The sequence below is a fragment of the Streptomyces sp. NBC_01314 genome, assembly GCF_041435215.1.
In the GTDB taxonomy this organism is placed as follows: domain Bacteria; phylum Actinomycetota; class Actinomycetes; order Streptomycetales; family Streptomycetaceae; genus Streptomyces.
The window spans coordinates 963,369-984,642 of record NZ_CP108394.1; the positions used below are offsets into that span (position 1 = coordinate 963,369).

Annotated in this window: 16 protein-coding genes; 7 read left to right on the forward strand and 9 right to left on the reverse strand. The window is 70.5% G+C overall.

Annotated features, from left to right (window positions below; genetic code table 11):
- Positions 1 to 197 precede the first annotated feature (197 nt).
- From OG622_RS04385 to OG622_RS04400, 4 genes are all read left to right on the forward strand, one after another.
- Complete coding sequence (locus OG622_RS04385; RefSeq protein ID WP_371573460.1) at positions 198 to 1,229, forward strand: LacI family DNA-binding transcriptional regulator; 1,032 nt, start codon at positions 198 to 200, stop codon at positions 1,227 to 1,229.
- A 32-nt stretch (positions 1,230 to 1,261) separates the two neighbouring features.
- A complete protein-coding gene (locus OG622_RS04390) occupies positions 1,262 to 3,568 on the forward strand; it encodes a glycoside hydrolase family 3 N-terminal domain-containing protein (RefSeq protein WP_371573462.1) in 2,307 nt (768 codons plus the stop codon).
- Between the two features lie 369 nt (positions 3,569 to 3,937).
- Positions 3,938 to 4,720, forward strand: coding sequence for a sulfite exporter TauE/SafE family protein (locus OG622_RS04395; protein WP_371573463.1), 783 nt, complete (start codon positions 3,938 to 3,940; stop codon positions 4,718 to 4,720).
- A gap of 227 nt (positions 4,721 to 4,947) precedes the next feature.
- Complete coding sequence (locus OG622_RS04400) at positions 4,948 to 5,502, forward strand: hypothetical protein (RefSeq protein ID WP_371573466.1); 555 nt, start codon at positions 4,948 to 4,950, stop codon at positions 5,500 to 5,502.
- Positions 5,503 to 5,861: 359 nt separating this feature from the next.
- On the opposite strand, the gene OG622_RS04405 is transcribed toward OG622_RS04400, so the two are convergent.
- Positions 5,862 to 9,071 (reverse strand): glycoside hydrolase N-terminal domain-containing protein, encoded by a 3,210-nt coding sequence (locus OG622_RS04405; RefSeq protein ID WP_371573468.1) that lies wholly within the window; start codon positions 9,069 to 9,071, stop codon positions 5,862 to 5,864.
- A gap of 240 nt (positions 9,072 to 9,311) precedes the next feature.
- Between OG622_RS04405 and OG622_RS04410 the strand changes: the two genes are divergently transcribed.
- On the forward strand, positions 9,312 to 10,229 hold the full coding sequence (locus OG622_RS04410; RefSeq protein ID WP_371573470.1) for an LLM class F420-dependent oxidoreductase: 918 nt from the start codon (positions 9,312 to 9,314) through the stop codon (positions 10,227 to 10,229).
- A gap of 180 nt (positions 10,230 to 10,409) precedes the next feature.
- On the opposite strand, the gene OG622_RS04415 is transcribed toward OG622_RS04410, so the two are convergent.
- From OG622_RS04415 to OG622_RS04435, 5 genes are all read right to left on the reverse strand, one after another.
- Positions 10,410 to 11,453 carry an isopenicillin N synthase family dioxygenase gene (locus tag OG622_RS04415; RefSeq protein ID WP_371573471.1) on the reverse strand — a complete coding sequence of 348 codons (1,044 nt, stop codon included), beginning with the start codon at positions 11,451 to 11,453 and terminating at the stop codon, positions 10,410 to 10,412.
- 239 nt (positions 11,454 to 11,692) lie between these two features.
- Positions 11,693 to 12,598, reverse strand: coding sequence for a homocysteine S-methyltransferase (gene mmuM / locus OG622_RS04420; protein WP_371573474.1), 906 nt, complete (start codon positions 12,596 to 12,598; stop codon positions 11,693 to 11,695).
- Positions 12,599 to 12,639: 41 nt separating this feature from the next.
- A complete protein-coding gene (locus OG622_RS04425; RefSeq protein WP_371583999.1) occupies positions 12,640 to 13,389 on the reverse strand; it encodes an amino acid ABC transporter ATP-binding protein in 750 nt (249 codons plus the stop codon).
- A complete protein-coding gene (locus tag OG622_RS04430; protein ID WP_371573476.1) occupies positions 13,389 to 14,216 on the reverse strand; it encodes an amino acid ABC transporter permease in 828 nt (275 codons plus the stop codon). The genes OG622_RS04425 and OG622_RS04430 overlap by 1 nt, the downstream gene beginning before the upstream one ends.
- Positions 14,216 to 15,118, reverse strand: a complete 903-nt coding sequence (locus OG622_RS04435; protein WP_371573478.1) for an ABC transporter substrate-binding protein — start codon at positions 15,116 to 15,118, stop codon at positions 14,216 to 14,218. The genes OG622_RS04430 and OG622_RS04435 overlap by 1 nt, the downstream gene beginning before the upstream one ends.
- A 180-nt stretch (positions 15,119 to 15,298) precedes the next feature.
- Between OG622_RS04435 and OG622_RS04440 the strand changes: the two genes are divergently transcribed.
- Complete coding sequence (locus OG622_RS04440) at positions 15,299 to 16,102, forward strand: IclR family transcriptional regulator (protein WP_371573479.1); 804 nt, start codon at positions 15,299 to 15,301, stop codon at positions 16,100 to 16,102.
- 3 nt (positions 16,103 to 16,105) lie between these two features.
- Here OG622_RS04440 and OG622_RS04445 read toward each other — a convergent pair whose 3' ends face one another.
- Positions 16,106 to 16,855 carry an IclR family transcriptional regulator gene (locus OG622_RS04445; protein ID WP_371573480.1) on the reverse strand — a complete coding sequence of 250 codons (750 nt, stop codon included), beginning with the start codon at positions 16,853 to 16,855 and terminating at the stop codon, positions 16,106 to 16,108.
- A 268-nt stretch (positions 16,856 to 17,123) separates the two neighbouring features.
- Here OG622_RS04445 and OG622_RS04450 point away from each other — a divergent pair, with 268 nt between their 5' ends.
- The gene (locus tag OG622_RS04450; protein ID WP_371573483.1) at positions 17,124 to 18,956 is read left to right on the forward strand and encodes a protein kinase; all 1,833 of its coding nucleotides are present in this window, start codon (positions 17,124 to 17,126) and stop codon (positions 18,954 to 18,956) included.
- Positions 18,957 to 20,472: 1,516 nt separating this feature from the next.
- Here the strand turns inward: OG622_RS04450 and OG622_RS04455 are convergent.
- Both OG622_RS04455 and OG622_RS04460 read right to left on the reverse strand, forming a co-directional pair.
- Positions 20,473 to 20,781, reverse strand: a complete 309-nt coding sequence (locus OG622_RS04455; protein WP_371573486.1) for an SCO5918 family protein — start codon at positions 20,779 to 20,781, stop codon at positions 20,473 to 20,475.
- Between the two features lie 49 nt (positions 20,782 to 20,830).
- Positions 20,831 to 21,235 carry a CBS domain-containing protein gene (locus tag OG622_RS04460; protein ID WP_371573488.1) on the reverse strand — a complete coding sequence of 135 codons (405 nt, stop codon included), beginning with the start codon at positions 21,233 to 21,235 and terminating at the stop codon, positions 20,831 to 20,833.
- Between the last annotated feature and the right edge of the window lie 39 nt (positions 21,236 to 21,274).

A 21,274-nucleotide genomic window follows, 5' to 3' on the forward strand; every position in this document is an offset into this window, starting at 1 on the left:
AAGCGCGCTGGACGGCTCGTCGAGTGCGCGCCGCACGGTTCGAAAGTTTTCGAAATCTCTGCGATTTCTGGGCGATAAAGTAGGTGGGGCACCGCAAGGGGTCAAGATGCTGGGTGGATTATTTTTCCGGATAATTTCGCCCTGGACCCTCGCGAAAGCTTGCGCTACCGTCCCCGTAAACGTTCGAAAGGATGAGCATGGCGAAGAGAGCCGTCACGCGGAGCCGGACCACCCTGACCGGTATCGCCGAAGCGGCCGGGGTCTCCGTGGCCACCGTGTCGAAGGTGGTGAACGGTCGCAGCGACGTCTCGCCCGAGACCCGGTCACGGATCGAGCGACTGCTGGTCGAGCACGACTACGTGGCTCGCGGGCCGGGCGGCGCGCAGTCGCCGGTGCGCACCATCGACCTGACCTTCGACGAGCTGATCAACCCCAACAACCTGGTCATCACCCAGGGCGTGACTCAGGCCGCGGCCAAGGCGGGCGTCGACGTCGTCATCGGCACGGCACCCGACGACCCGCTCGGTGCCACATGGGCCCGGAAGATCACCAACGCCGGGCGGGAGGGCGTCATCCTGGTGACGTCCGAGCTGACCGCCCGGCAGCGCGCCCAGTTCGCGCAAGCGGGCATCCCGGTGGTGCTGATCGACCCGACGAACGTGCCGGACGAGAGTGTGCCGAGTATCGGCGCGACGAACTTCAGCGGCGGCATGGCCGCGACCGAGCACCTGCTGAAGCTCGGCCACCGCCGGATCGCCATGATCGAGGGCCGGCACGACGCCGTCTGCAACACGGCCCGTCTGCACGGCTACCAGGCCGCGCTCACCGGCGCCGGCATCACCCCCGACCCCCGGCTCATCAAGCAGGGCGACTTCCGCTTCGAACCCGCCCATCGGGCCGCCCTGGAACTCTTCGCCCTCGACGACCCGCCGACCGCGGTCTTCGCCGGCAACGACCAGTCGGCGTTCGGCGTCATCGAAGCCGCCCGCCGGCACGGCCTGCGGGTGCCGGAGGACCTGAGCGTCGTCGGCTTCGACGACACCGCCGCGGCCGGCACCTCCGCCCCGCCCCTGACCACCGTCCGCCAGCCCTTCGCCGAGATCGGCCGCGCCGCGCTGCGCACCCTGCTCCGGCTCACGGCGGGAGACCCGCTGGACAGCCACCGGGTGGAGCTGGCCACCCAGCTCGTCGTCCGCTCCTCCACCGCCCCGCCGCCCGTCCGCTCCTGAATCCCCCCGCCTACCACCCCGAGGAACGCGCCATGACCACGCCTTGGGCCGATCCGGCCTGCCCCCGTGACGACAGGGTCGAGGCCCTGCTCGCCCAGATGACCCTGGAAGAGAAACTCGCCCAGCTGGGCAGCGCCTGGCCCGGTGTGGAACACGTCAGCGGCAACGTGGCCCCCATGCAGGACGTCTTCGCCCGCCACACCGAGTTCGACCAGGCCAGCAAGGACGGACTGGGCCATCTCACCCGCCCGTTCGGCACCAAGCCGGTCGACCCTGCGATAGGCGCACGCCAACTGGCTTCTCTGCAGCGCGGGTTGATGGACGGCACCCGGCTCGGCATCCCCGCCATCGCCCACGAGGAATGCCTGACCGGATTCACGACGTACCGCGCGACGGTCTTTCCCGCTCCCCTGGCCTGGGCCGCCGCCTTCGACCCCGAACTCGTCGAACGCATGGCCCACGCCATCGGCACGAGCATGCGCCGGGTCGGCGTCCACCAAGGGCTCTCCCCCGTCCTGGACGTCGTACGCGACTACCGCTGGGGCCGCGTCGAGGAGACCCTCGGCGAGGACCCGTATCTCGTCGCCACCACCGGCACCGCCTACGTCCGCGGCCTGGAGAGCGCCGGGATCATCGCCACCCTCAAGCACTTCGCCGGGTACTCGGCCTCCAAGGCCGCCCGCAACCACGCCCCCGTCTCCATGGGACCGCGTGAGCTCGCCGACGTGATCCTGCCCCCCTTCGAGACGGCGATACGCGAGGGCGGCGCCCGCTCGGTCATGAACTCCTACGCCGACGTGGACGGAGTGCCGGCCGGCGCCGACGCCGGGCTGCTCACCCGAATCCTGCGCGACGCATGGGGCTTCGAGGGCACGGTCGTCTCCGACTACTGGTCGATCGCCTTCCTGCGGACGATGCACCGCATCGGCGAGACATACGGCGAGGCCGGCGCCCGCGCCCTCGAAGCCGGCCTCGACGTCGAACTCCCCGACACCCTCTGTTACGGCGAACCCCTCGCCGAACTCGTCCGCGAAGGCACCGTCTCCGAGGACCTGGTCGACCGGGCCGTACGCCGCGTGCTGCGCCAGAAGACCGAACTCGGGCTCCTCGACGCCGACTTCGACCCGGACATCACCACCGAGGGCCCCATCGACCTCGACCCGCCCGCACACCGCGCCCTGGCCCGCGACCTCGCCGAGCAGAGCGTCGTCCTGCTCGACAACCGCGCCGGTCTCCTCCCTCTGCCCGCCGACACCGCGGCCATCGCCCTGGTCGGCCCGTGCGCGGACGACGCCAACGCCTTCTTCGGCTGCTACTCCTTCCCCAACCACGTCCTCCCCCACCACCCCGGCCACGACAACGGCATCCAGGCCCACTCCCTCCTGGAGTCCCTGGCCGCGGAGCTTCCCGAGGCCCGGATCACGTACGAGCAGGGCTGCCCCGTCAAGGACACCGACCGCGGCGGCATCGACGCGGCGGTGGCGGCGGCCCGGCGCGCGGACATCTGCGTCGCCGTCGTCGGCGACCGCGCGGGACTGTTCGGTCTCGGCACCTCCGGAGAAGGCTGCGACGCCGAGGACCTCTTGCTGCCCGGAGTCCAACACGACCTGGTCGAGGCGCTTCTCGCCACCGGCACCCCGGTCGTACTGCTCGTCGTCTCCGGACGCCCGTACGCCCTCGGCGCGTACACCGGCCGGGCGGCGGCGGTCGTCCAGGCCTTCTTCCCGGGCGAGGAGGGCGGCCCCGCTCTCGCCGGAGTGCTGTCCGGGCGGATCAACCCGTCGGGCAAACTGCCGGTTCAGATCCCAAGGACGCCGGGCGGTCAGCCCGGCACGTACTTGCACGCGCCTCTGGGTGGCAACACCGAGGGCGTCAGCAACCTCGACCCCACGCCCGCCTACGCCTTCGGCCACGGGATGTCGTACACGACGTTCGAGTACGACGGTCTCGAACTTGGCGCCGACGACATCCCCACCGACGGCGAGGTCGAGATCAGCTGCCTGGTCCGCAACACCGGCGACCGCCCCGGCACGGAAGTGGTCCAGCTCTACACCGCCGACCCGATCGCCCGACTCCCACGCCCTGTCACCCAGTTGACCGGCTTCACCCGAGTACGGCTCAGCCCCGGCGAGCAGCGCAGGGTCACCTTCCGTCTGCACACCGACCGCCTCGCCTACACCGGGCCCGACCTGCACCGCATCGTCGAACCCGGCGACATCACCGTCATGCTGGGCGCCTCCAGCACCGACATCCGCCTCACCGGCACCCTCCGTCTCACCGGCCCGGTCCGCAGGGCCGGCCACGACCGGGTCCTGCTCACCCCGGCACACGCCGAATGACACCGCCGCGACCGTGGCGCTGTTCTGCAGAGCGTCGCGCAGGGCTGCCGGGCCGGCCAGGAGCTTGAGCCGGTTCTCCGAGGTGGTGCCCGGTGCGGCGGTGTGCGGGGGCAGATCGTGCACAGCCCGAAGAACTGGCGCCGGCCGCCCCGACACGCCGCCGCTGGTGGCCACTGACCGGCCACCAGCCATATTCACCGTCCTCACACCGATGACCGTGGCCATTCCGCACGTTGGACAGCGGTTGTCCATGGTTCTGGGAGGCGGTTGGATCGAGCCCGGGCCGATGTTCACGCCAACGGGAGGCACCCGATCCGGATCCGGGCTCCGGGGCGTGCACGGGGGTGGTGATCCGGCAAGGGGGCTGTGGTGACGTGGTCGACGGGGTTGCTCGGGTTCGTCGCCGGGCTCCTGATCTCGGTGGCCACCTCGCCCGTGGGTGTCTCCGGAGCGGTCTTCCTGCTGCCGGTGCAGGTCAGCGTCCTGGGTGTGCCGAGCCCGGCGGTGACCCCGACGAACCTCCTGTACAACGTGGTGGCCGGCCCCGGCGCACTCCTGCGTCACTGGCGGGCCGGACGTCTCGGTGGCCCGCTGACCCGCCTGCTGATCGCGGGTACCGTGCCCGGCGTTGTCATCGGGGCGGTGATCCGTGTCTTCGCCGTTCCGGGCCCGCGGGTCTTCCGCCTGCTCATCTCCGCCCTGTTGCTGCCGCTCGGACTGTGGCTGTGGCTGCGGACCGTGCGGCCGGCACCGGCCCGCGCCACCCGCCTGCCGTCGCCCCGCGCGACGACGTCGCTGGCGCTGGCCGTCGGAGTCGCCGGGGGCATCTACGGGATCGGAGGCGGCTCCCTGCTCGGCCCGGTCCTCGTCGGCCGCGGAGCGCCGGTGGCCACCGTCGCGCCCGCCGCGCTGGCCTCCACGTTCGTGACGTCCGTCGTCGGCGCGATCACCTACGCGTTGCTCTCCCTGGGCGCCACCGGTGACGTCGCTCCCGACTGGATGCTGGGCCTGTCCTGCGGGGCGGGGGGCCTGGTCGGCGGCTACGTCGGCGCCCGGCTCCAGCCGCTGCTGCCCGAGACCGCACTTCGGCTCCTGCTCGGCACCCTCGCCACAGGTGTCGGCGCACTGTACGCGGTCCAGATCCTGCGCTGACCGCGCAGGGCCCGCCCCCGCGGCACCGAGTCGCTGTCGTGACTCGGGTTCTGGCTCACTCTCCATGGAGCAAGCACGCTGAACGACGGCTGACGGCAGGATTGGCGTAGGGTCTTCGCCGGGTCGACCGGGCCCGGCGGTTCCCACGCAGGGGCACATGGGTGGTGCCCGCCCCCGGTGGGGAAGTCCCACATCATGTCGGACCACACCGCATCGAGGATCAGCCTTTGACCCCGCATTCCCTGGCGTTCTACGTGGACGTCGTCACCACCGGCACCGTGCTCGGCATGGGCCCCGCGGATTCTCCCGACCACGTCACCGAGGTCCTCGGGTCGGACTTCGCCGAGGGCACCTTCGGCGACCGCAGCATGTGGCGTGACTACGGCCTCGCCGAGTTCCACTGGGACCGCGTTTCCGCCGACCACCCCTGGTCGGGCCACCACTTCACCCTGCAGGTGCACCGGCTCGCGCACCGGGACCGCACCCTCGTCAACGACGAACTCCGGGCCCGGTACGGACGGTTCGCTCCCAGGCTTCGGTTCGAAAAGCTGCAACGTCTACTGGTACGGCGCGGCGTCCCCCTGCTGGAGATCCCGGAAATCCCCGCGTACACCCCGTATTTCCGCACTTTCTGGCAGCCCGATTCCCATGTGGCTGTCTGCGTCATAGGCACCTACGGCGAGCACCACACGCCGGACAACCTGCGGGTCGGCGACGTGTACAGCGTCCATGCCCCGATGGCTACCCAGGAAGTGGAGTGGCGGAGGGCGCAGGTCGGGTAGCAGGCGGACGGGGCAGGGGTGCCGCCCTGCTCGCCGACCGGACGAAGAGGGCGCGAGGCCCACCATCGAGCGGCTCGACATCCGGGCCATCGTGCTCGCGCGGTTGATGGCGCGACCGGGCGGCGTCGTCCGGCCGACCCTGCAACTGATCCGGAGCACCGAGCGTGATGAGTTGGCAGCCGTCATCACACCGTCCGTGGCCGGGATCCCATGCCGGGACCGGCCGGGCCGACGACGCGGCCACCTCGCTCAGGGCGGTGGACGGTCGTCGGCTCGGCTGCCGCGGCGACAGCGAGGCGGGAACACCTTCGGCGCTCGGCCGCCTTCACGGCTTCGTCGGCTTCACGGCCTGGCCGCCTTCACGGCTTCGTCGGCTTCACCTTCTTGTCGGTGCCGTTCACCCGCACGGTGACGCTCTTCCGGTTCCGCGCCCGGTCGGCCACGATTTCGTACGACGTGACCTTGCCGTTCCGCCACTCGCAGCTGACCTCGTAGCCGCCGCGGGCGCGGAGGCCGGTGAAGGAGCCCTTGGCCTTCCAGTCGTCCGGGAGGGCGGGCAGGAGGTGGATGACGTCGTCGTGGCTCTGCAGGAGCATCTCCGCCACGGCGCCGGAGATGCCGAAGTTGCCGTCCATCTGGAAGGGCGGGTGGTTGCAGAACAGGTTGGGCAGCGTGTTGTAGGTCAGCAGTCCGCGCAGCATGATCTGGGCGCGCTGCCCGTCACCGAGGCGGGCGAAGAGCGCCGCCCGCCAGGGCCAGGTCCAGGAGCGGCGGCTGTCGCCCGACACCGTCGCGGCCGTGAACGGGACGCCCTCCTTCTCCCCGCACCGGGCCTTGAGCGAGACGAGGGCGGCGGCCGCGAAGTCGCGTGTGTCCGGGGTGATCTGGCGGCCCGGGTAGACCGCGAAGAGGTGCGAGGTGTGGCGGTGGATGTCGGTGGGATCGTCGATGTCCTTCTGCCACTCCTGCAGTTGGCCCCACTTGCCGATCTTGTTCGGTGCGAGGCGTGCCTGCAGGTCCGTGACCTTGGCCCGGTAGGCGGGGTCCGCCTTGAGCGCCGCCTCGCAGTCGAGGTAGTTCTGGAACAGGTCCCAGATGATCTGCTGGTCGTACATGACGCCGTCCTCGCGCGGCCCGTGCTCGGGGGACCAGCCGTTCGGGGCGACGAGAAGTCCGTCCTCGCGCTCCTTGAGATGGTCCTCCCAGAACTCGCAGATCTCCTTGATCATCGGATAGGCGACGGTACGGAGGTAACCCAGGTCCTGGGTGAACGCCCAGTGCTCGTACAGGTGTTGCGCGTACCAGGCGCTCGCGACGGTGTTCCACTCCCATGAGTTGCCGCCGAAGATGCTCTGGCTGGTGCGGGCGGTCCAACCGCGCGTGTCCTTGCCGAAGGCGTTGCGGGACGCCACGCGGCTGGGCACCGCCACCTGCTCGATGAACTTGACGAGCGCCTCGTGGCTCTCCGCCAGGTTCGTCGTCTCGGCTCCCCAGTAGTTCATCTGGACATTGATGTTGGTGTGGTAGTCGGAGGCCCACGCCGGCTGGTTGCTGTCGTTCCACAGGCCCTGGAGGTTGGCGGGCAGGCCGTTGGGGCGAGAGGAGCTGATCAGCAGGTAGCGGCCGTAGTCGAACATCGACTGTTCGAGGGTGGGGTCGGCCCCACCGGCCGCGTAACGCGCCAGTCGGGCGTCGGTCGGCAGGGCGACGACGTCGGCGTCGGAGGTGCCCCAGGCGACCGAGACACGGTTCATGAGGGCACGCGTGTCGGCGGCGTGCCTGTCGCGCAGTTTGCCGTAGGACCGGGCGGCCGCCTTGTCGAGCGCCCGGTCGATGGCTGCCTGCGGATCGGCTCCACGCCACCCGGCGGCAGCGTCGAGCCTGTAGTCGGTACGGGCGTCGAGGAGCAGCGTCAGAGTGGTGCAGTCGCTGAACCGGAGCGTCGATCCCTCAGCGCTGAAGTTGCCGTCGGTGTGCACGACTTGGGCCGTGCACGCGTGCTTGAGGCCGTTGCCCATGACACCGGTGAAGGCGATCCGCCGGGCACCGGCGTCGACGGTCGTCGGGGCCTGGTCCTGTCCGGACGTCAGCGAGATCGCTCCGGAGAGTCCCTGGGCGCTGTCCGAGGTGTACCGGAAGACCATGAGGTCCGCCGACCGGCCGGCGAAGGCCTCGCGCAGGACACGTCGTCCCGGCGGGCCGAAACGGGTGACGTGGACACCGTTGACGAAGTCGAGGCTGCGTTGGTAGTCGACGACCGTCCGCCGCGTGCGCGTGTCGAAGCTCTTGCCTTCCAGCGCGATCTCCGCGATCTGGAAGCCGGTGGAGGACTCGTCGGGGGTCAGGGTGAGGCGGTAGGCGCGGTAGGCCGTGCTGTTGGTGATCCGGAAGGTCCGGGTCTCGCCGCGGCCGGCGAAGGGCACCGCGGGGTTCTGCGTGTCGAGGGTCGTCCAGGCACGCCCGTCCTGCGAGGCCTCAAGCACCCACCGCCGGGGGTCGTCCTGCGGGCGGTCCGGGGCGGCCGTCAGCGCGTACGAGGTGACGGTGACCGCGCGGGGCAGGTCGGCCTGCCATACGACCGTCGGTGCGGCGGCGTCGACGCGCCAGACCGTGGTCGGATCGCGGTCCACCGAAGACGAGATGCCCGTGGCTCGGGACCCGGTCCCGACACCGGATCCCTCGGAGTGCCCGCTCGGCGACGACAGGTACATCGAACCGCCGCCGCCGAGGTCGACGCCGGCCAGGCCGATCTCGCTCACCTGGAAGTGGCTGACGCCTGCTTCGGGGATGAAGTCGAACCGGTAGAAACGGTAGGCGGCGCTGTCGGCGCAGGTGAACTCCTTCGTCTGGAAACGGCTTTCGAAGGGCGCGTCCAGAGTGCGGCTGTCCAGCGTGGTCCAGGTGGCCCCATCGACGGAACCCGAGAACGTCCACTCCTGCGGGTCGCGCTGCGGCACGTCGTTGGCGCTCGTCAGACGGTACGACGCGACTGCGGCGGGGTGGGACAGCTCGACCTGCCACCGCACCTTCGAACCGGGCCCCTCGATGCACCACTTGGTGCTCGACGCACCGTCGTACGTCTTGTCGACCCCCTCCTCGGAGGAGCTGCTGTACGGTCCCCCCGGGGCCGTGACCTTCGGACCCGATGGGGAAGCGAAGGCGACGACGACGTCACCGAAGTTCCGGTACGAACCGAAGCCGGTCATGCCCGTGTCGTAATCGCTGTCCGGTTTGCCGGCGAGAGCGTTGTCGTAGTTGTTGACCCCTCCCCACAGGCTCTGTTCGTTGAACTGGATGCGCTCCTCATCGGGATCGGCGAAGAGCATGGCACCGAGTCGGCCGTTGCCGATCGGCAGGGCCTGCGACTGCCAGTCCGCAGCGGGGACGCGGTACTTCAGCGCCTTGCGCGAAAGGGTCGGCCACTGGACGGCTGCCGACGCGTCGGCCTCTGCGGCGACGGCTTGCTCCACGGGGGCGCCTCCGGTCAGCTGGGTGGTCAAAGGTGCGAAGGCGAGGGCACCGCCCAACTTGAGAACGCTCCGCCGCTGCGGGTCGGATTCATTGATCACAGTAAGATCTCCCAGCCCATTCATCGGCTCTTTCGCAGAGAGACAGCAGCCCGATCGACATCCGCCGCGGGTACGATCATCGTCGCCGGAGAATAGATCGGATGTCTAGAGGGTGCGCGCCACCGATTGCCTGACACCGCCGCACCTCCAGCGGCACTCGGCGTCGGTGCGCCGCGAAGCCGCCACGGGATTGTCACAGAGAGCAGGAACACCCCTCACGCGCCTGCCGGTTGCACCGGTATGACCATTGGCGTAGCACTCCCTCTCCAGAACCGGATCGACACCACGGTGCAGCTCGCGCGGGAGGCCCACGAGGCCGGACTGCGCTCCGCGTGGTTCGGACAGACCTTCGCGTACGACTCTCCTACGCTCGCCGCGATCGTCGGCCGTGAGGTGCCCGGACTGCACGTGGGGACCGCCGCGATCCCCGTCTTCGGCCGTCATCCGCTGCTCGTCTCCAGCCAGGCCCAGACGGCCCAGGCCGCCACCGGCGGCCGCTACCACCTCGGCCTCGCACTCGGCACCAAGTACCTGACCGAGACCGGCTTCGGCATCCCGTACGAGCGCCCCATCGCCCGGCTCCGGGAGTTCCTCACCGCTCTGCGCCGGCTCGTGGAGACGGGCAGCGCCGACTTCCACGGAGAGCTGCTGACCGCCACCACGCCTTTGCCCGCGTCGGTGCCGGGAGCCGAACCGGCCGTGCCGCTGCTGGTCGCCGCCATGGCACCGCAGGCACTACGCGCGTCCGGCGAACTCGCCGACGGCATCCTTCCGCTTCTGGCCGGCACACGCGCCCTCGCCGAGCACATCGTCCCGGCCGTCACCGCCGCGGCCGAGGCCGCGGGCCGGCCGGCGCCCCGGATCGTGGCCTTCGTGCCCGGCGTGGTCACCGCCGACGTCGAGTCGGTACGGGAGACCGCGACCGAGACGCTCGCGTTCTACGAACAGTTCCCTTCCTACCGACGGGTCATCGGCCTCTCCGGCGCCACCAGGGCCGCCGACCTGGCGGTGATCGGCGACGAGGAGACCGTAGCCGCCGAGTTACGCCGCTACCGCGAGGCCGGGGCGACGGAAGTCGTGTTCACCGCGACGGACCTGGGTGGCGAGGCGGACCGACGCCGTACATGGAAACTGCTCGGAGAGCTGGCGAACGGCTGAGGCTCCTCGGGCGGGGGGCGAACCGGTCAGGAAGCCGGGACGCGCGGCAGCTCTCGAACGACCGTCGGCCGCGTGTCACCGGCCTGCCGCTGCCCCGAGGCCGGAGCACGGTCATCCCGTGGGTGCCCCGGCCTCGAAGTGCCGTCGCGCTTCGGCGACTTCAGCCCCGGGGACGACAGCTTACGACGGCTGCCCCTGACGCCCGCTCACGGGCCGCCCTGATGGCGGTTCGCCGGCGACTGTCGTGAGCGTCAGTGCGGGGTGGTGCTTCCGCACGACCTCGGGGTGGGCGCGGGCCCAGCCCTTGAGCTCGTTCCAACCGAACTCCGCGAACAGCGGGTTGCCCGGGTCCTGGGTGACGCCTCCCGCAGCCGCCGCGGCGGGGAAGGGCAGCGGGGCGATGCGGGCGTCCAGCCTCGGGTTGTAGAAGAACGGGGCGGAGAAGCGTTCGCGCGCGCCGGGCGGGGAGAGCACGCGGTGGTTGGTGGCCTTGAGGTAGCCGTTGGTCGCCACTTCCAGCAGTTCACCCAGGTTCACCACGAACGCGCCCGGCAGGTGGGGCACGTCGATGAACCCGGCACCGTCGGGCGACTCCACCTGCAGGCCGGGCACTTCGTCGGTGAGCAGCAGGGTGAGGAAGCCGTAGTCCTTGTGCATGCCGACGCCCTGGTCGTCCCCCTCGGGGGCTCGCCCCGGGTAGCGGACGAGTTTCAGGTGGTTGCGCGGATTGCCCGAGAAGGCGTCGTCGTAGAAGTCCGCGGGGCCGCCGATCGCGGCGAGCAGTTCGTGCAGCAGCCGGTGAGCGACTCCGCTGAGGCGGTCCATCCAGGCGAGCGCGACCTCGCGCAGCGCGGGCAGGGCGTCCGGCCACTGGTTCGGCCCCTCCAACCACCAGTACGGCGGCTCACCGGGGCCGGGCACGTGGGCGGGCAGCTCGTTGCTGATGTCGAGTTGGTCGCGCCAGTCACGGCGGCCCTGGGTCTGCTCGTTGCCGATCCGCGTGTAGCCGCGAAAGTGCGGGGAGTTGAGGTTGTCGACGGTGTGCCGTTCGGCTTCTGGCAGGGCGAAGAACCCGCGCGCGGTGTCCAGCAGCCGGGCCTGCTCGGCAGGGGTGACGCCGTGGCCGACGAGCTGGAAGAAGCCGACGTCGCGGGCGGCCCGGTGAAGTGCGTCGTGGTCGGGGGCGGAGAGGTCGATCACCGGAAGGGAAGGGGGCTGCGACATGGATGGCGTCCTTGATGCGAGGCGGGTACGAAGGATGCGTGGCGGGTACGAACGGTGGGCGGATCAGCGGTCGTCGGTGCGGCAGGACAGGATGGTGACGCGGAGCAGGTCCACGGGGCGGTGACGGACGAGCCAAGGCGCGGCGGCAGGCCGTGCGCTGCCGTCCTGCGGGCACAACAGCTGCGGGCAAACACCTGGGGCACGGCACCCGAGAGCGCAGCACGGGCAAGGCGTGGGCTTCAGTCGCCTTCGACCGGGGCGCGCAGGCGGACGGCCAGCTCCTTGATCTCGGCGGGGCCCACCCGGCAGCAGCCGCCGACGAGGGCCGCGCCGGAGTCGAGCCAGGATGCGGCCAGGACCGCGATCTCGTCCTCCGCCCCCTGCCAGCTCCGGCCCTGCGGATCCCAGGTCCCGCCACCGTTCGGGTAGGCGACGCCGGGGAGGCCGGCGACCAGGGCGAGGGCCGGGGCGACCTCGGCGGACGGGGCGCAGTTGACTCCCGTGGCGACGACCGCCGCGCTGCTCCGGGCCAGGGCGAAGGCTTCGCTCAGGGGCTGACCCGCACTCGTGGTCGTTCCACGGATGCTGTAGGAGAGCCAGGCCGGGATGCCCAGGCCGTCGAGGGCGGTCAGTACGGCCTCGGCCTCCCGTGTGTCGGGGATCGTCTCGACGGCGAAGACGTCGGGGCCCGCCTCGGCCAGGGCCTCCAGCCGGGGGCGGTGAAAGCGCGTCAGCTCGGCCACGGTGAGGCCGTAGTCGCCGCGGTATTCGGAGCCGTCGGCCAGCATCGCGCCGTAGGGTCCCACCGAGGCCGCCACCCAGCCTCTCCCGGCGGCGGCCTCGCGAGCCAGGGTCACACTGCGGCGCAGCAGCGTCGTGGTCTCGGCCCGGGAGATGCCGAGTTGGGCGAAGCCCTGGTACGTGGCCTGGTAGCTGGCGGTGATGGCGACCTGCGCGCCCGCCTCGAAGTAGGCCCGGTGGACAGCCGAGACGGCATCGGGGGCGTCGCGCAGCAGACGGGCGGACCACAGCGCGCCGCCAAGGTCATGGCCCTGGGCCTCGAGTTCGTTGGACATGCCGCCGTCCAGGACGAGCGGTCCGGCGGCCAGGGCCTCGCGAAAGGTCTTCACAGCACTCCCGGTCACGGCACTTGCGGTAACAGCACTTCCGGTCTCAGCACTCACGGTCACAGCACTCTCGCTACGAAGTCGCGGGTTCTGGGGTGGTCCGGGGCCGTGAGGATCCGGTCCGGCGGCCCGGATTCCAGTACACGGCCGTCGTCGAGGAAGACGACCTCGTCGGCGACCTCGCGGGCGAAGGCCAGTTCGTGGGTGACCACGAGCATCGTCATGCCGTCGGCGGCGAGGCCCCGCATGACATCCAGGACCTCTCCGACGAGCTCCGGGTCGAGCGCCGAGGTCGGCTCGTCGAACAGCATCAGCTTCGGCCGCATGGCCAGGGCGCGGGCGATGGCCACCCGCTGCTGCTGGCCGCCGGACAACTGGGCGGGGTAGGCGTCCCGCCGGTCGGTGAGGCCGACCCGGTCCAGCAGCGCCATCGCCTCGTCGGTGGCCTCGGCCCTGGATCGTCCCGCGCCGACCGGTCCCTCGGTGATGTTGCCGAGTGCCGTCAGGTGCGGGAACAGGTGGAAGCGCTGGAAGACCATGCCGATCCGGCGGCGCTGCCGGGCCAAATCCCGACGGCGCAGCTCACGCAGCCCGCGTCCGTGGCGCTCGTACCCGATCGGCGAGCCGTCCACCAGGATCTGGCCGCTGTCGGGCCGCTCCAGATGGTTGACGCACCGCAGGAAGGTGGACTTCCCGGACCCGGACGGGCCGATCACGCAGGTGACCGAGCCACGTGGCACGGACAGATCGACACCGCGCAGCACTTCGTTTCCGGCGAACGACTTACGGACTCCGGTGGCCTGGACCATCATCGGCGGCTGCCCTTCGCGAAGTGACGTTCGAGGTAGTGCTGGCCGACGTTGAGGAGGGTGGTGACGGCCAGGTACCAGACGCAGGCGACGATCAGGAGCGGGATCGTCTGGTAGGTGCGGGCGTACACGATCTGCACGGAGTACAGCAGTTCCGCGTAGGCCAGCACGCTCACCAGTGACGTCGTCTTGAGCATGGAGATGGCCTCGTTGCCGACCGGCGGGATGATCACCCGCATCGCCTGGGGCAGGATGATGCGGCGCAGTGTCCTGGCCCGGGAGAGGCCCAGCGACTCGGCGGCCTCGGTCTGCCCGTGGTCGACGGAGACGATGCCGGCCCGGATGATCTCGGCGAGGTAGGCGGCCTCGTTGAGGCCGAGGCCGAGCAGGGCCGCCGCGTAGGTGGTGATGACGGCGTTCGCCGGAACGTTGCCGATCGCCGGCAGGAACGGCAGGTGCAGCGACAGCGTCGGGTACAGCGCGGAGATGAAGCCCCAGAACAGCAGCTGGACCAGCAGGGGCGTGCCCCGGAAGAGCCAGATGTACAACCAGCTGATCGTGCGGGCGACGGTGTTGTCCGACAGACGCATGAGGGCCAGCCCGACGCCCAGGACGAGCCCGATCGCCATGGCCGCGGCGGTGAGTTCGAGGGTGGCCAGCAGGCCGTTCAGTACGGTTTTGCTGAACAGCCACGCGCCGACCGTGCTCCAGTCGAAGCGCGGGTTGGTGATCAGCGACTGGATCAGGGCCGAGGCCAGGAGCAGGACCACGAGGGTCAGGACCCACTGGCCGGGTCTCCTGCGGCGGAGGATCGGCAACTCCTCCATCACGAGGCAGCGTTGATCTCGAAGGTGTCGAGCGCCCCGGACTCGAGGCCCCACTTGGCGAGAACGCTCTGGTAGCCGCCGGTTGTCCGGAGGTGTTCCAGGGCCGACTTCAGCAGGCCGGTCAGCTCGCTGTTCTTGGGGACCGCGATGCCGAAGGGCGCGTTGCCGTAGGACGAGCCGGCGACCTCCAGCTTTCCGCCGGACTGCTTGGCGGCGTACGCGGCGACCGGGGAGTCGGCGAGGGCGGCGGCGGCACGGCCGCTGGTGACGGCGAGGTTCACGGCGGTGCCGTCGGGGAAGGTGCTGGCCTTGATCGGGGTCTTGCAGCTCTTCTGCCGGGCCGGCAGGTCCACCAGCGCCTGGGTGGAGCCCTTCGCCACGGCCACGGTCCGGCCGCACAGCGAGTCGCCCGTGGGCTTGAGCGTTTCGGGGTTGCCCGCCGGGACGAGCAGGGACGTACCCGCGTCGAAGTAGGTGACGAAGTCGACCACCTTCTCCCGCTCGGCGGTGTCGGTGAACGAGGAGAGGCCGAGCTGGTACTTGCCCGCCTGCAGCCCCGGAATGATCGAATCGAAGGGCACGTTGGCGAACGTGACCTTGACGCCGAGGACGGTACCGAGCGCCTTGCCGAGATCGGCCTCGGCGCCGATCACCGTCTTGTTGTCGGTGTCGAAGAAGTCCATGGGCGGGTAGCTGACGTCGCTGGCGATGGTGATGCCGCTCTTCTTCAGCGCGGCCGGGACCTTGGCGGCGAGTGCGGCGTCCGCCGTGATCGCGGCGGTGGCGGAGGAGGCGTCGGACGGCACTCCGGTGGGCCCGGCGGACGGCGAGGAGGGGTCGGCGCAGCCCGCCATGAACAGCGTCGCGAGGCCGAGGAGTACGAGCGGGCGCAGAGCGGACAAGGGGAACTCCTGAGTGGCCTGACGTCGGTGGATTGAGTGGAGCGTAAGGCCAGATGCGAAATAATCAAGTCCAGTTGCGCATCCTGCACGTGAGCCGCAATGTGACTGCAATGTCATCGCAACGAACCGCGCCCCATCCCGCCCGGGAGTCCCGCGCACCGACGCTAAGCTCGGCCCTCGATGACCACCGACAGCAGCCTGAAACGCGGCCTGGCCGTGCTCCGTCTCTTCGCCGAACACCCGCCGCGGGACCCGCGCGGACACACGGCCGCCGAGGTCGCCGACCTGCTGGGCCGGGAGCGCAGTGGCGTCTCCCGCGTCCTGCGCAGCCTCGAAGCCGCCAGGTTCCTGCGCCGCGACCCCGCCTCGCTCCGCTACTCCGTCGCCTGGGAGCTGTACGCCCGAGCCCAGCAGGTCACGGAGGCACGGCTGCGGCGGGACGGGCGCACCGCGCTAGAGGGCGTCGCGGCCGACACCGGGGAGTGCTCCTACCTGGGAGTCCTGCGGGGCGCCAGCTCCGTCACGGTCCTGGAGGCGATGCCGCCTGCCCTGTCCTCGTTCGTGTCCTGGGTGGGCCGCGGCTATCCCGCCTACTGCAGTGATGCCGGGCAGGCACTGCTGTTCGACGCCGGGCGCGCCGAGATAGAGGCCGTCTTCGCCCGCACGGCCTTCGTCCGGCACGGCCCCAACACCCCGGCCGACCTTGACGACTTCCTGGCCCGCCTCGACGCGGCCCGGCAGCGCGGGTACACGATCGTCGACCAGGAGGCCGAGCCCGGCCTGTACTCGCTCGCCGCTCCGGTCAGGGACTTCCGGGGCGAGATCGTCGCGGCTGTCCAGGTCGTCGGCCCCCGCCATCGCCTGGAGCCCGCGACTGCGGCCTGCGCCGAGTCGGTGGTCCGCTGGAGCGCCTGGCTGACCGCCGCTCTGAGCTCGGCAGAATCGGACCGAGACCGAGACCGAGACCGAGGCTCCGGCGACTGAGACTCAGCCGAGCAGGGACGCCAACTGCGCCGCCGCGTCGCCGACCGCCGCGACGAGCTCGTCGCGGTCATCCCTGGCCGCCGCATGCGGCACGACCACACTGACCGCCGCGACAATGGTTCCGCGCGGGTCCCGCACCGGCGCGGCGACCTCCAGCACGTCCTCGTCGTACTCGCTCTCGCACACCGCGACCCCGTGCGCCGCGTCCGCGGAGACCCGCGCCAGCAGGTCGTCCACCGACCGGGGTGCGTACGGGCCACCCGCCCCGATGAAGTCCTCCCCGCCCAGCAGCTCGGCGACCTCTTCCGGTGAGTGGCCGAACAGCAGAGCCCGCCCGGCCCCGGTGCACCAGACCGGCGTCAGCCGCCCCGCCCGCGCCCAGGCGAACTCGGCCCAGGCGGCCAGCTCGGCCCGCACCGACAGCACCATCGGCCCACACAGCACATCCACGTACGCGCACGCGCCGAACCGGACCACCAACTCCCGCAGCAGCGCCCGGCTCCGCACTCCCCACGGACCGCTTTCCGCCGCGACGGCCAGCAGCTCCGCCCCGGCGCGGAACTCGTGGCCACCACGGGCGAGCACACCGGAGTCGACGAGGTCCCTCAACAACCGCGACGTCTGCCCCTTGTCCAGCCCGTTCTCCTCGGCGAGCCGGACCACACCGGGCCCCCCACGCGGGTCGAGCTCCCCGCGCACCACACGCTCCACCAGTGCAAGCCCGCGAGGCAGCGCCCCCATCACCACGTCCACCCGCCGGATGCTACCGCCAGGGTTCCCCCGCTCGGCGTGACCACCCACGCAGCCGCCGTCGCCGCCGAGGGCTGCGACAGTGCCGCAGGGCGCGACTGCGTACGACAGGGCCCGTACAGGTACCGAGTCGCCGAGGCTCCGGTGGACGGCGTACGGCTTCCCGCCCCGAGCGCCGGACCGAACCGTTCTTCGACCCCAAAGACGCTGCCGGTCCGGCCGGTCCACGGGGCGGGCGAAAGCTGTCGGTTGCGGCAACTATGCTCCCGTCATGAACGAGGACGACAGAGGCCCCGAAAGACGCGTCGTCGACGGGCGTTTCGAGTTGGAGACCCGCCTCGGCGGTGGCGGGATGGGGACGGTCTGGCGGGCCAGGGACCTGGCGCTGCACAGGCTCGTGGCCGTCAAGGAGGTCCGCCCGCCCGACCGGGATCTCGCCGAGTACGACCCCGACGGCGCCCGGACGCTGCGCGAGCGGGTGCTGCGCGAGGCCAGGGCCCTGGCCCGCATCGACCATCCGAACGTCGTCACCATCCACCACATAGTCGACGGCGGCGACGGCACCTACCCGTGGATCGTGATGGAACTGGTCAGCGGTGGCTCGCTGGCCGACCGGCTTGCCCAGGGCCCGATGCCGCCGACCGAGGCGGCGCGGATCGGCCGGCAGGTGCTGTCCGCGCTGACCGCCGCGCACGACGCCGGTATCCAGCACCGGGACGTCAAGCCTGCCAACGTGCTGATGCGCCCCGACGGGCGCCCCGTCCTCACGGACTTCGGTATCGCCGCGATCCGCGAGACGTCCGGCCTCACCGCCACCGGTTCCGTCATCGGTACGCCCGACTTCATGGCACCGGAGCGCATATCGGGGCACGAGGGCGGATCCGCCTCCGACCTGTGGTCGCTGGCGATGATGCTGTACACCGCGGTGGAGGGCCATCACCCGCTGCGTCGCGGCACCACCCTGGCCACCCTCGCCGCGGTCCTCAACGACGACGTCGCGCCTCCGGTGCGCGCCGGTGCCCTGGGCGACGTCCTGATGAGCGTGCTCGTACGCGATTCGTCGGCGCGGCCGTCGGCAGCAGCACTGGACCTGCGCCTTGCCGAGATCGAGTCGGGGCCGACCGCTCCTGCGGTACGGGACGAGCCCACCTCGTATTCGCTGACTCCGCCGTCGCCCTCCACCCACCCGACCCCCGCACACCCGGGCAGCTTCGCCTCGCCGACCCCGTTCGCCCCGTTCGGTGTCCCCGCCTCGGCGCCCCCTTCCAACGGGTTCGGCACAGGCGCTCCCGACCCGGCGCGTGCCGCCACCGCCGGATTCGGTCCGCCGCCGTTCCAGCCGCTGCCGTTCCAGCCGCTGCCGGGGAAGGCTCCACATCAGCCGGTGACCGCACCCGTGGGCCCGGTACGCCGACGCACACCGCGCCTCGCGCTCCTGTTGAGCGTGTCGGGAGCCTCGCTCGCCGGTGCCCTGGTCCTGCTGTGGTGGCTGTTGCCCTTGGGAGACGCTACGGGCGACTCGGACGCGGGCGCCTCGCCCACCACCTCGGCCCCGAAGTCGACCGCGCCCTCCACTTCGGCCTCGAAGTCGACCACCTCACCGGCCGACGTCGCCCCGGCGACCGAGCTGCCGAAGGACGCGGAGACCGACGACATGCTGACTCCGGACGGCATCCGCACCGCGATCAAGGCGTTCGAGAAGGAGACCGGCCGCGACATGTTCGGTGACTTCTCGGTCTACCCGGACTACGTGTCGGCCCAGCTCATGGTCGAGGGCAGTGACACGAAGTACGACACCTACTCGTACCGCCCGGGCCAGGGCGTGGAGAAGGGCATCATCAAGGGCACACTCGCCGGCGGCGAACAGCCCGTCAGTCTCGACGACTTCAACTGGGACAAGGTTCCCGCACTCCTCAAGGAGGCGGAGAAGAAGCTCAACGTCGCCGAACCGGAGAACCGTTACCTGCTGGTGCGACAGCCCAACGACATCTTCGACACCCCGGCCGGAATGGCCATCTACCTGAGCGACGAGTACAACCAGTCCGGCTACCTGGAGGCCGACACCAACGGCAAGGTGACCCGCGTGTACCCCGCGGCGGACTGACCGCGCACACCGCCTGACGTTCACACGGCACGGGGTGCGGACGCCGAAGCCAAGATCAACCAGCAGCGACTTCCGAGTTCGACCCGGTGCCACCCCACGGGGCTCCGGGTCCGGTACACGGCACCCGGGCTACGGGGAGAGAGTGGGGTTCTTTTGCCTGCCGGTCCCGGTGGGCAAGCACGGTGGTGGGTCGGCGCAGCACGCGCGGCGGGAGATCCTCGCCGTGGCAGACGGTTCACGGTCACGTCAGCACAACACGTTGAGGGGCTCCGGTGCCGTACGGCACCAGAGCCCCGAAGGAACTGTTACACCATCTGCCGGCCCTGCTACTGCGCCGGCCTTCTGTTTCCGCAGACCCGACCGAGATGCTGTCGGGCATGCTGGGATCGCGGTTGCTTGACCGGAGACCACCTCACTATCGATGTCCTGCGGTACCCGGGCTCACGACTTCCGCCCGGGCGATCCTGATGGCGCTAGGCCCCTCCGTTCTTCCCTCGTTGACCAACTGCTTACCAAGCGGGGTACTACGTACTGCGCACTGCTGGGTACTGCGAACCGCACTTGCAGGTACTGCCACCGCGTCAACCGCGGTCCTGCTCCTGGCGGCCCCTGATCACCGCGGGCCACCCGGTCCGGTCGTCAGCCCCGTCGCCGTCCTGCGACAACCCTGGCTTCGGAACTCCACCACCGCACCGTCCTGCGAACTGCAACTGCGTACCGCTGCCCGGCAGTTCGTGTCTGCCAGGCCCTGCCGTCTCTCTGGGCTACGAGAGAAACCATAACCACACCGCCACCCAATGTCTACTTCAACAAGTACAGATTTCTGCGTGTTCGAAGGTGAAGTAACCCGCCGCGACCCAGCGATGGATGGCCGGAGCGGCCCGTCGAACCGCCCCTGACACAGCCGACTGCGCCGCGGCTACCGTCGGCGGTACCGCCACCCCCGGGCACCGGATACTCCGACTCGCCCGACCGGTGGCGTCGCCGCGGATACCTCACCTGCTCGTACCGGCGCGGGCCCGACTCGATCAGGCCGTGGGCCTGAGCCATGGCGTGAGCCGACGCGGGCGCACGGCAACGCGGCGCCCCGCATCGACTGCGGCCGTCAGTTTCTCCCCGAGGCCCTGCGACTCTGTCGAGTTGGCGGATGGAGGGGCGAGCCACAGGGGCCGGGTAGGCAAAGGTCGGACATGGACGATCCAGAGAGCAGGGTCACCCTCGTGACAATGCCGGCCGGTAACGCCACAACCGGTCGCTGCGCGAGAGCCGTCACCACGCACGGGATCGAACACCGGCATTCCTCGCCTGCCCACGACAGCCAACCCCGGCCCTCGAAGAAGCAGGCACCGTGAGCTTGGTCCCTGGACCATGGGCGACTTCGGCTGTTCCGACCACTGAACGACCGCTGAACGACCCACTGCGGCGAGAACCAATGCAAAACACTGTGGGCCCGACCGGCGCACGCCGGTCGGGCCCACAGTGCTGTTGAGGCGTCGGCTCGCGCCGCGTTCCTCGGTCAGGCGGATACAGGCGTACCGAGCATCGCGGAGGCTTCCTCGAGCGGGCTGAGGACACGCACGGGTGCCGCCTCGGGGAGGGTACGGCAGGTGAAGCCGAGCTGAGTCATGGCCCGGAGGACTTCGCCGGCGGTGAAGTCACGGCGGTCCTGGCGGGTGATGATCTGGCCGACCTGCTTGATGGGGTAGTGGCGGCGGCCGATGATGACGGATTCGCCGGTGCCCGGTTCGGGTTTGATGCCCTTCATCGATTCCAGCACACCACTCTTGGTGAGCTCGAAGGGGAAGCGGGCGATGACGCAGCGCATGGGGCCTCACAGGAGAAGAGGAAAACGGTCCGACCAGAGGTGATGCGGTTCAGCGAGAGATGGTGACGACGCCAAGGGCGCCGCCTTGCACGTCGACGACCGGCAGGACACCGATCCGGAGGTAGCGCTTCGCAGGCTCGACTTCGGCCATTGTGGTCACGGGCGAGGTGAACGATCCGTGCTCGCCGAGGATGTCGCGCAGGCGGACACGGTCAGTGTACGCGGAGCTGTCCCGGGCGGCCGTGAGTTCGTTCTGGGTGACCAGGCCGGTGTACAGGTCGTCCTGGTCGCAGACGACCAGTCGGCCCGTGCGTGCGGCGGTCATGACGGCCAGGGCCACCTCGACGCTCATGTCGTCACAGACCTGCGGTCCGGCCGCTTCCATGACCTCCACCGCCGTCCTGCGCACGGGGGTGACGCCCGCGGGGTGGGGCTGCGTCTGAACCAACGTCAAAGGTGCCTCCTGCAGAGATGGGTCAGCTTTCCGATCACG

Bases quoted from the DNA above. Each gene is read 5' to 3' on its own strand.
- OG622_RS04385 (WP_371573460.1), top strand. From the start codon at position 198: ATGGCGAAGAGAGCCGTCACGCGGAGCCGGACCACCCTGACCGGTATC.
- OG622_RS04390 (WP_371573462.1), top strand. From the start codon at position 1,262: ATGACCACGCCTTGGGCCGATCCGGCCTGCCCCCGTGACGACAGGGTC.
- OG622_RS04410 (WP_371573470.1), top strand. From the start codon at position 9,312: ATGACCATTGGCGTAGCACTCCCTCTCCAGAACCGGATCGACACCACG.
- OG622_RS04415 (WP_371573471.1), bottom strand. From the start codon at position 11,453: ATGTCGCAGCCCCCTTCCCTTCCGGTGATCGACCTCTCCGCCCCCGAC.
- OG622_RS04425 (WP_371583999.1), bottom strand. From the start codon at position 13,389: ATGGTCCAGGCCACCGGAGTCCGTAAGTCGTTCGCCGGAAACGAAGTG.
- OG622_RS04430 (WP_371573476.1), bottom strand. From the start codon at position 14,216: ATGGAGGAGTTGCCGATCCTCCGCCGCAGGAGACCCGGCCAGTGGGTC.
- OG622_RS04440 (WP_371573479.1), top strand. From the start codon at position 15,299: ATGACCACCGACAGCAGCCTGAAACGCGGCCTGGCCGTGCTCCGTCTC.
- OG622_RS04450 (WP_371573483.1), top strand. From the start codon at position 17,124: ATGAACGAGGACGACAGAGGCCCCGAAAGACGCGTCGTCGACGGGCGT.
- OG622_RS04455 (WP_371573486.1), bottom strand. From the start codon at position 20,781: ATGCGCTGCGTCATCGCCCGCTTCCCCTTCGAGCTCACCAAGAGTGGT.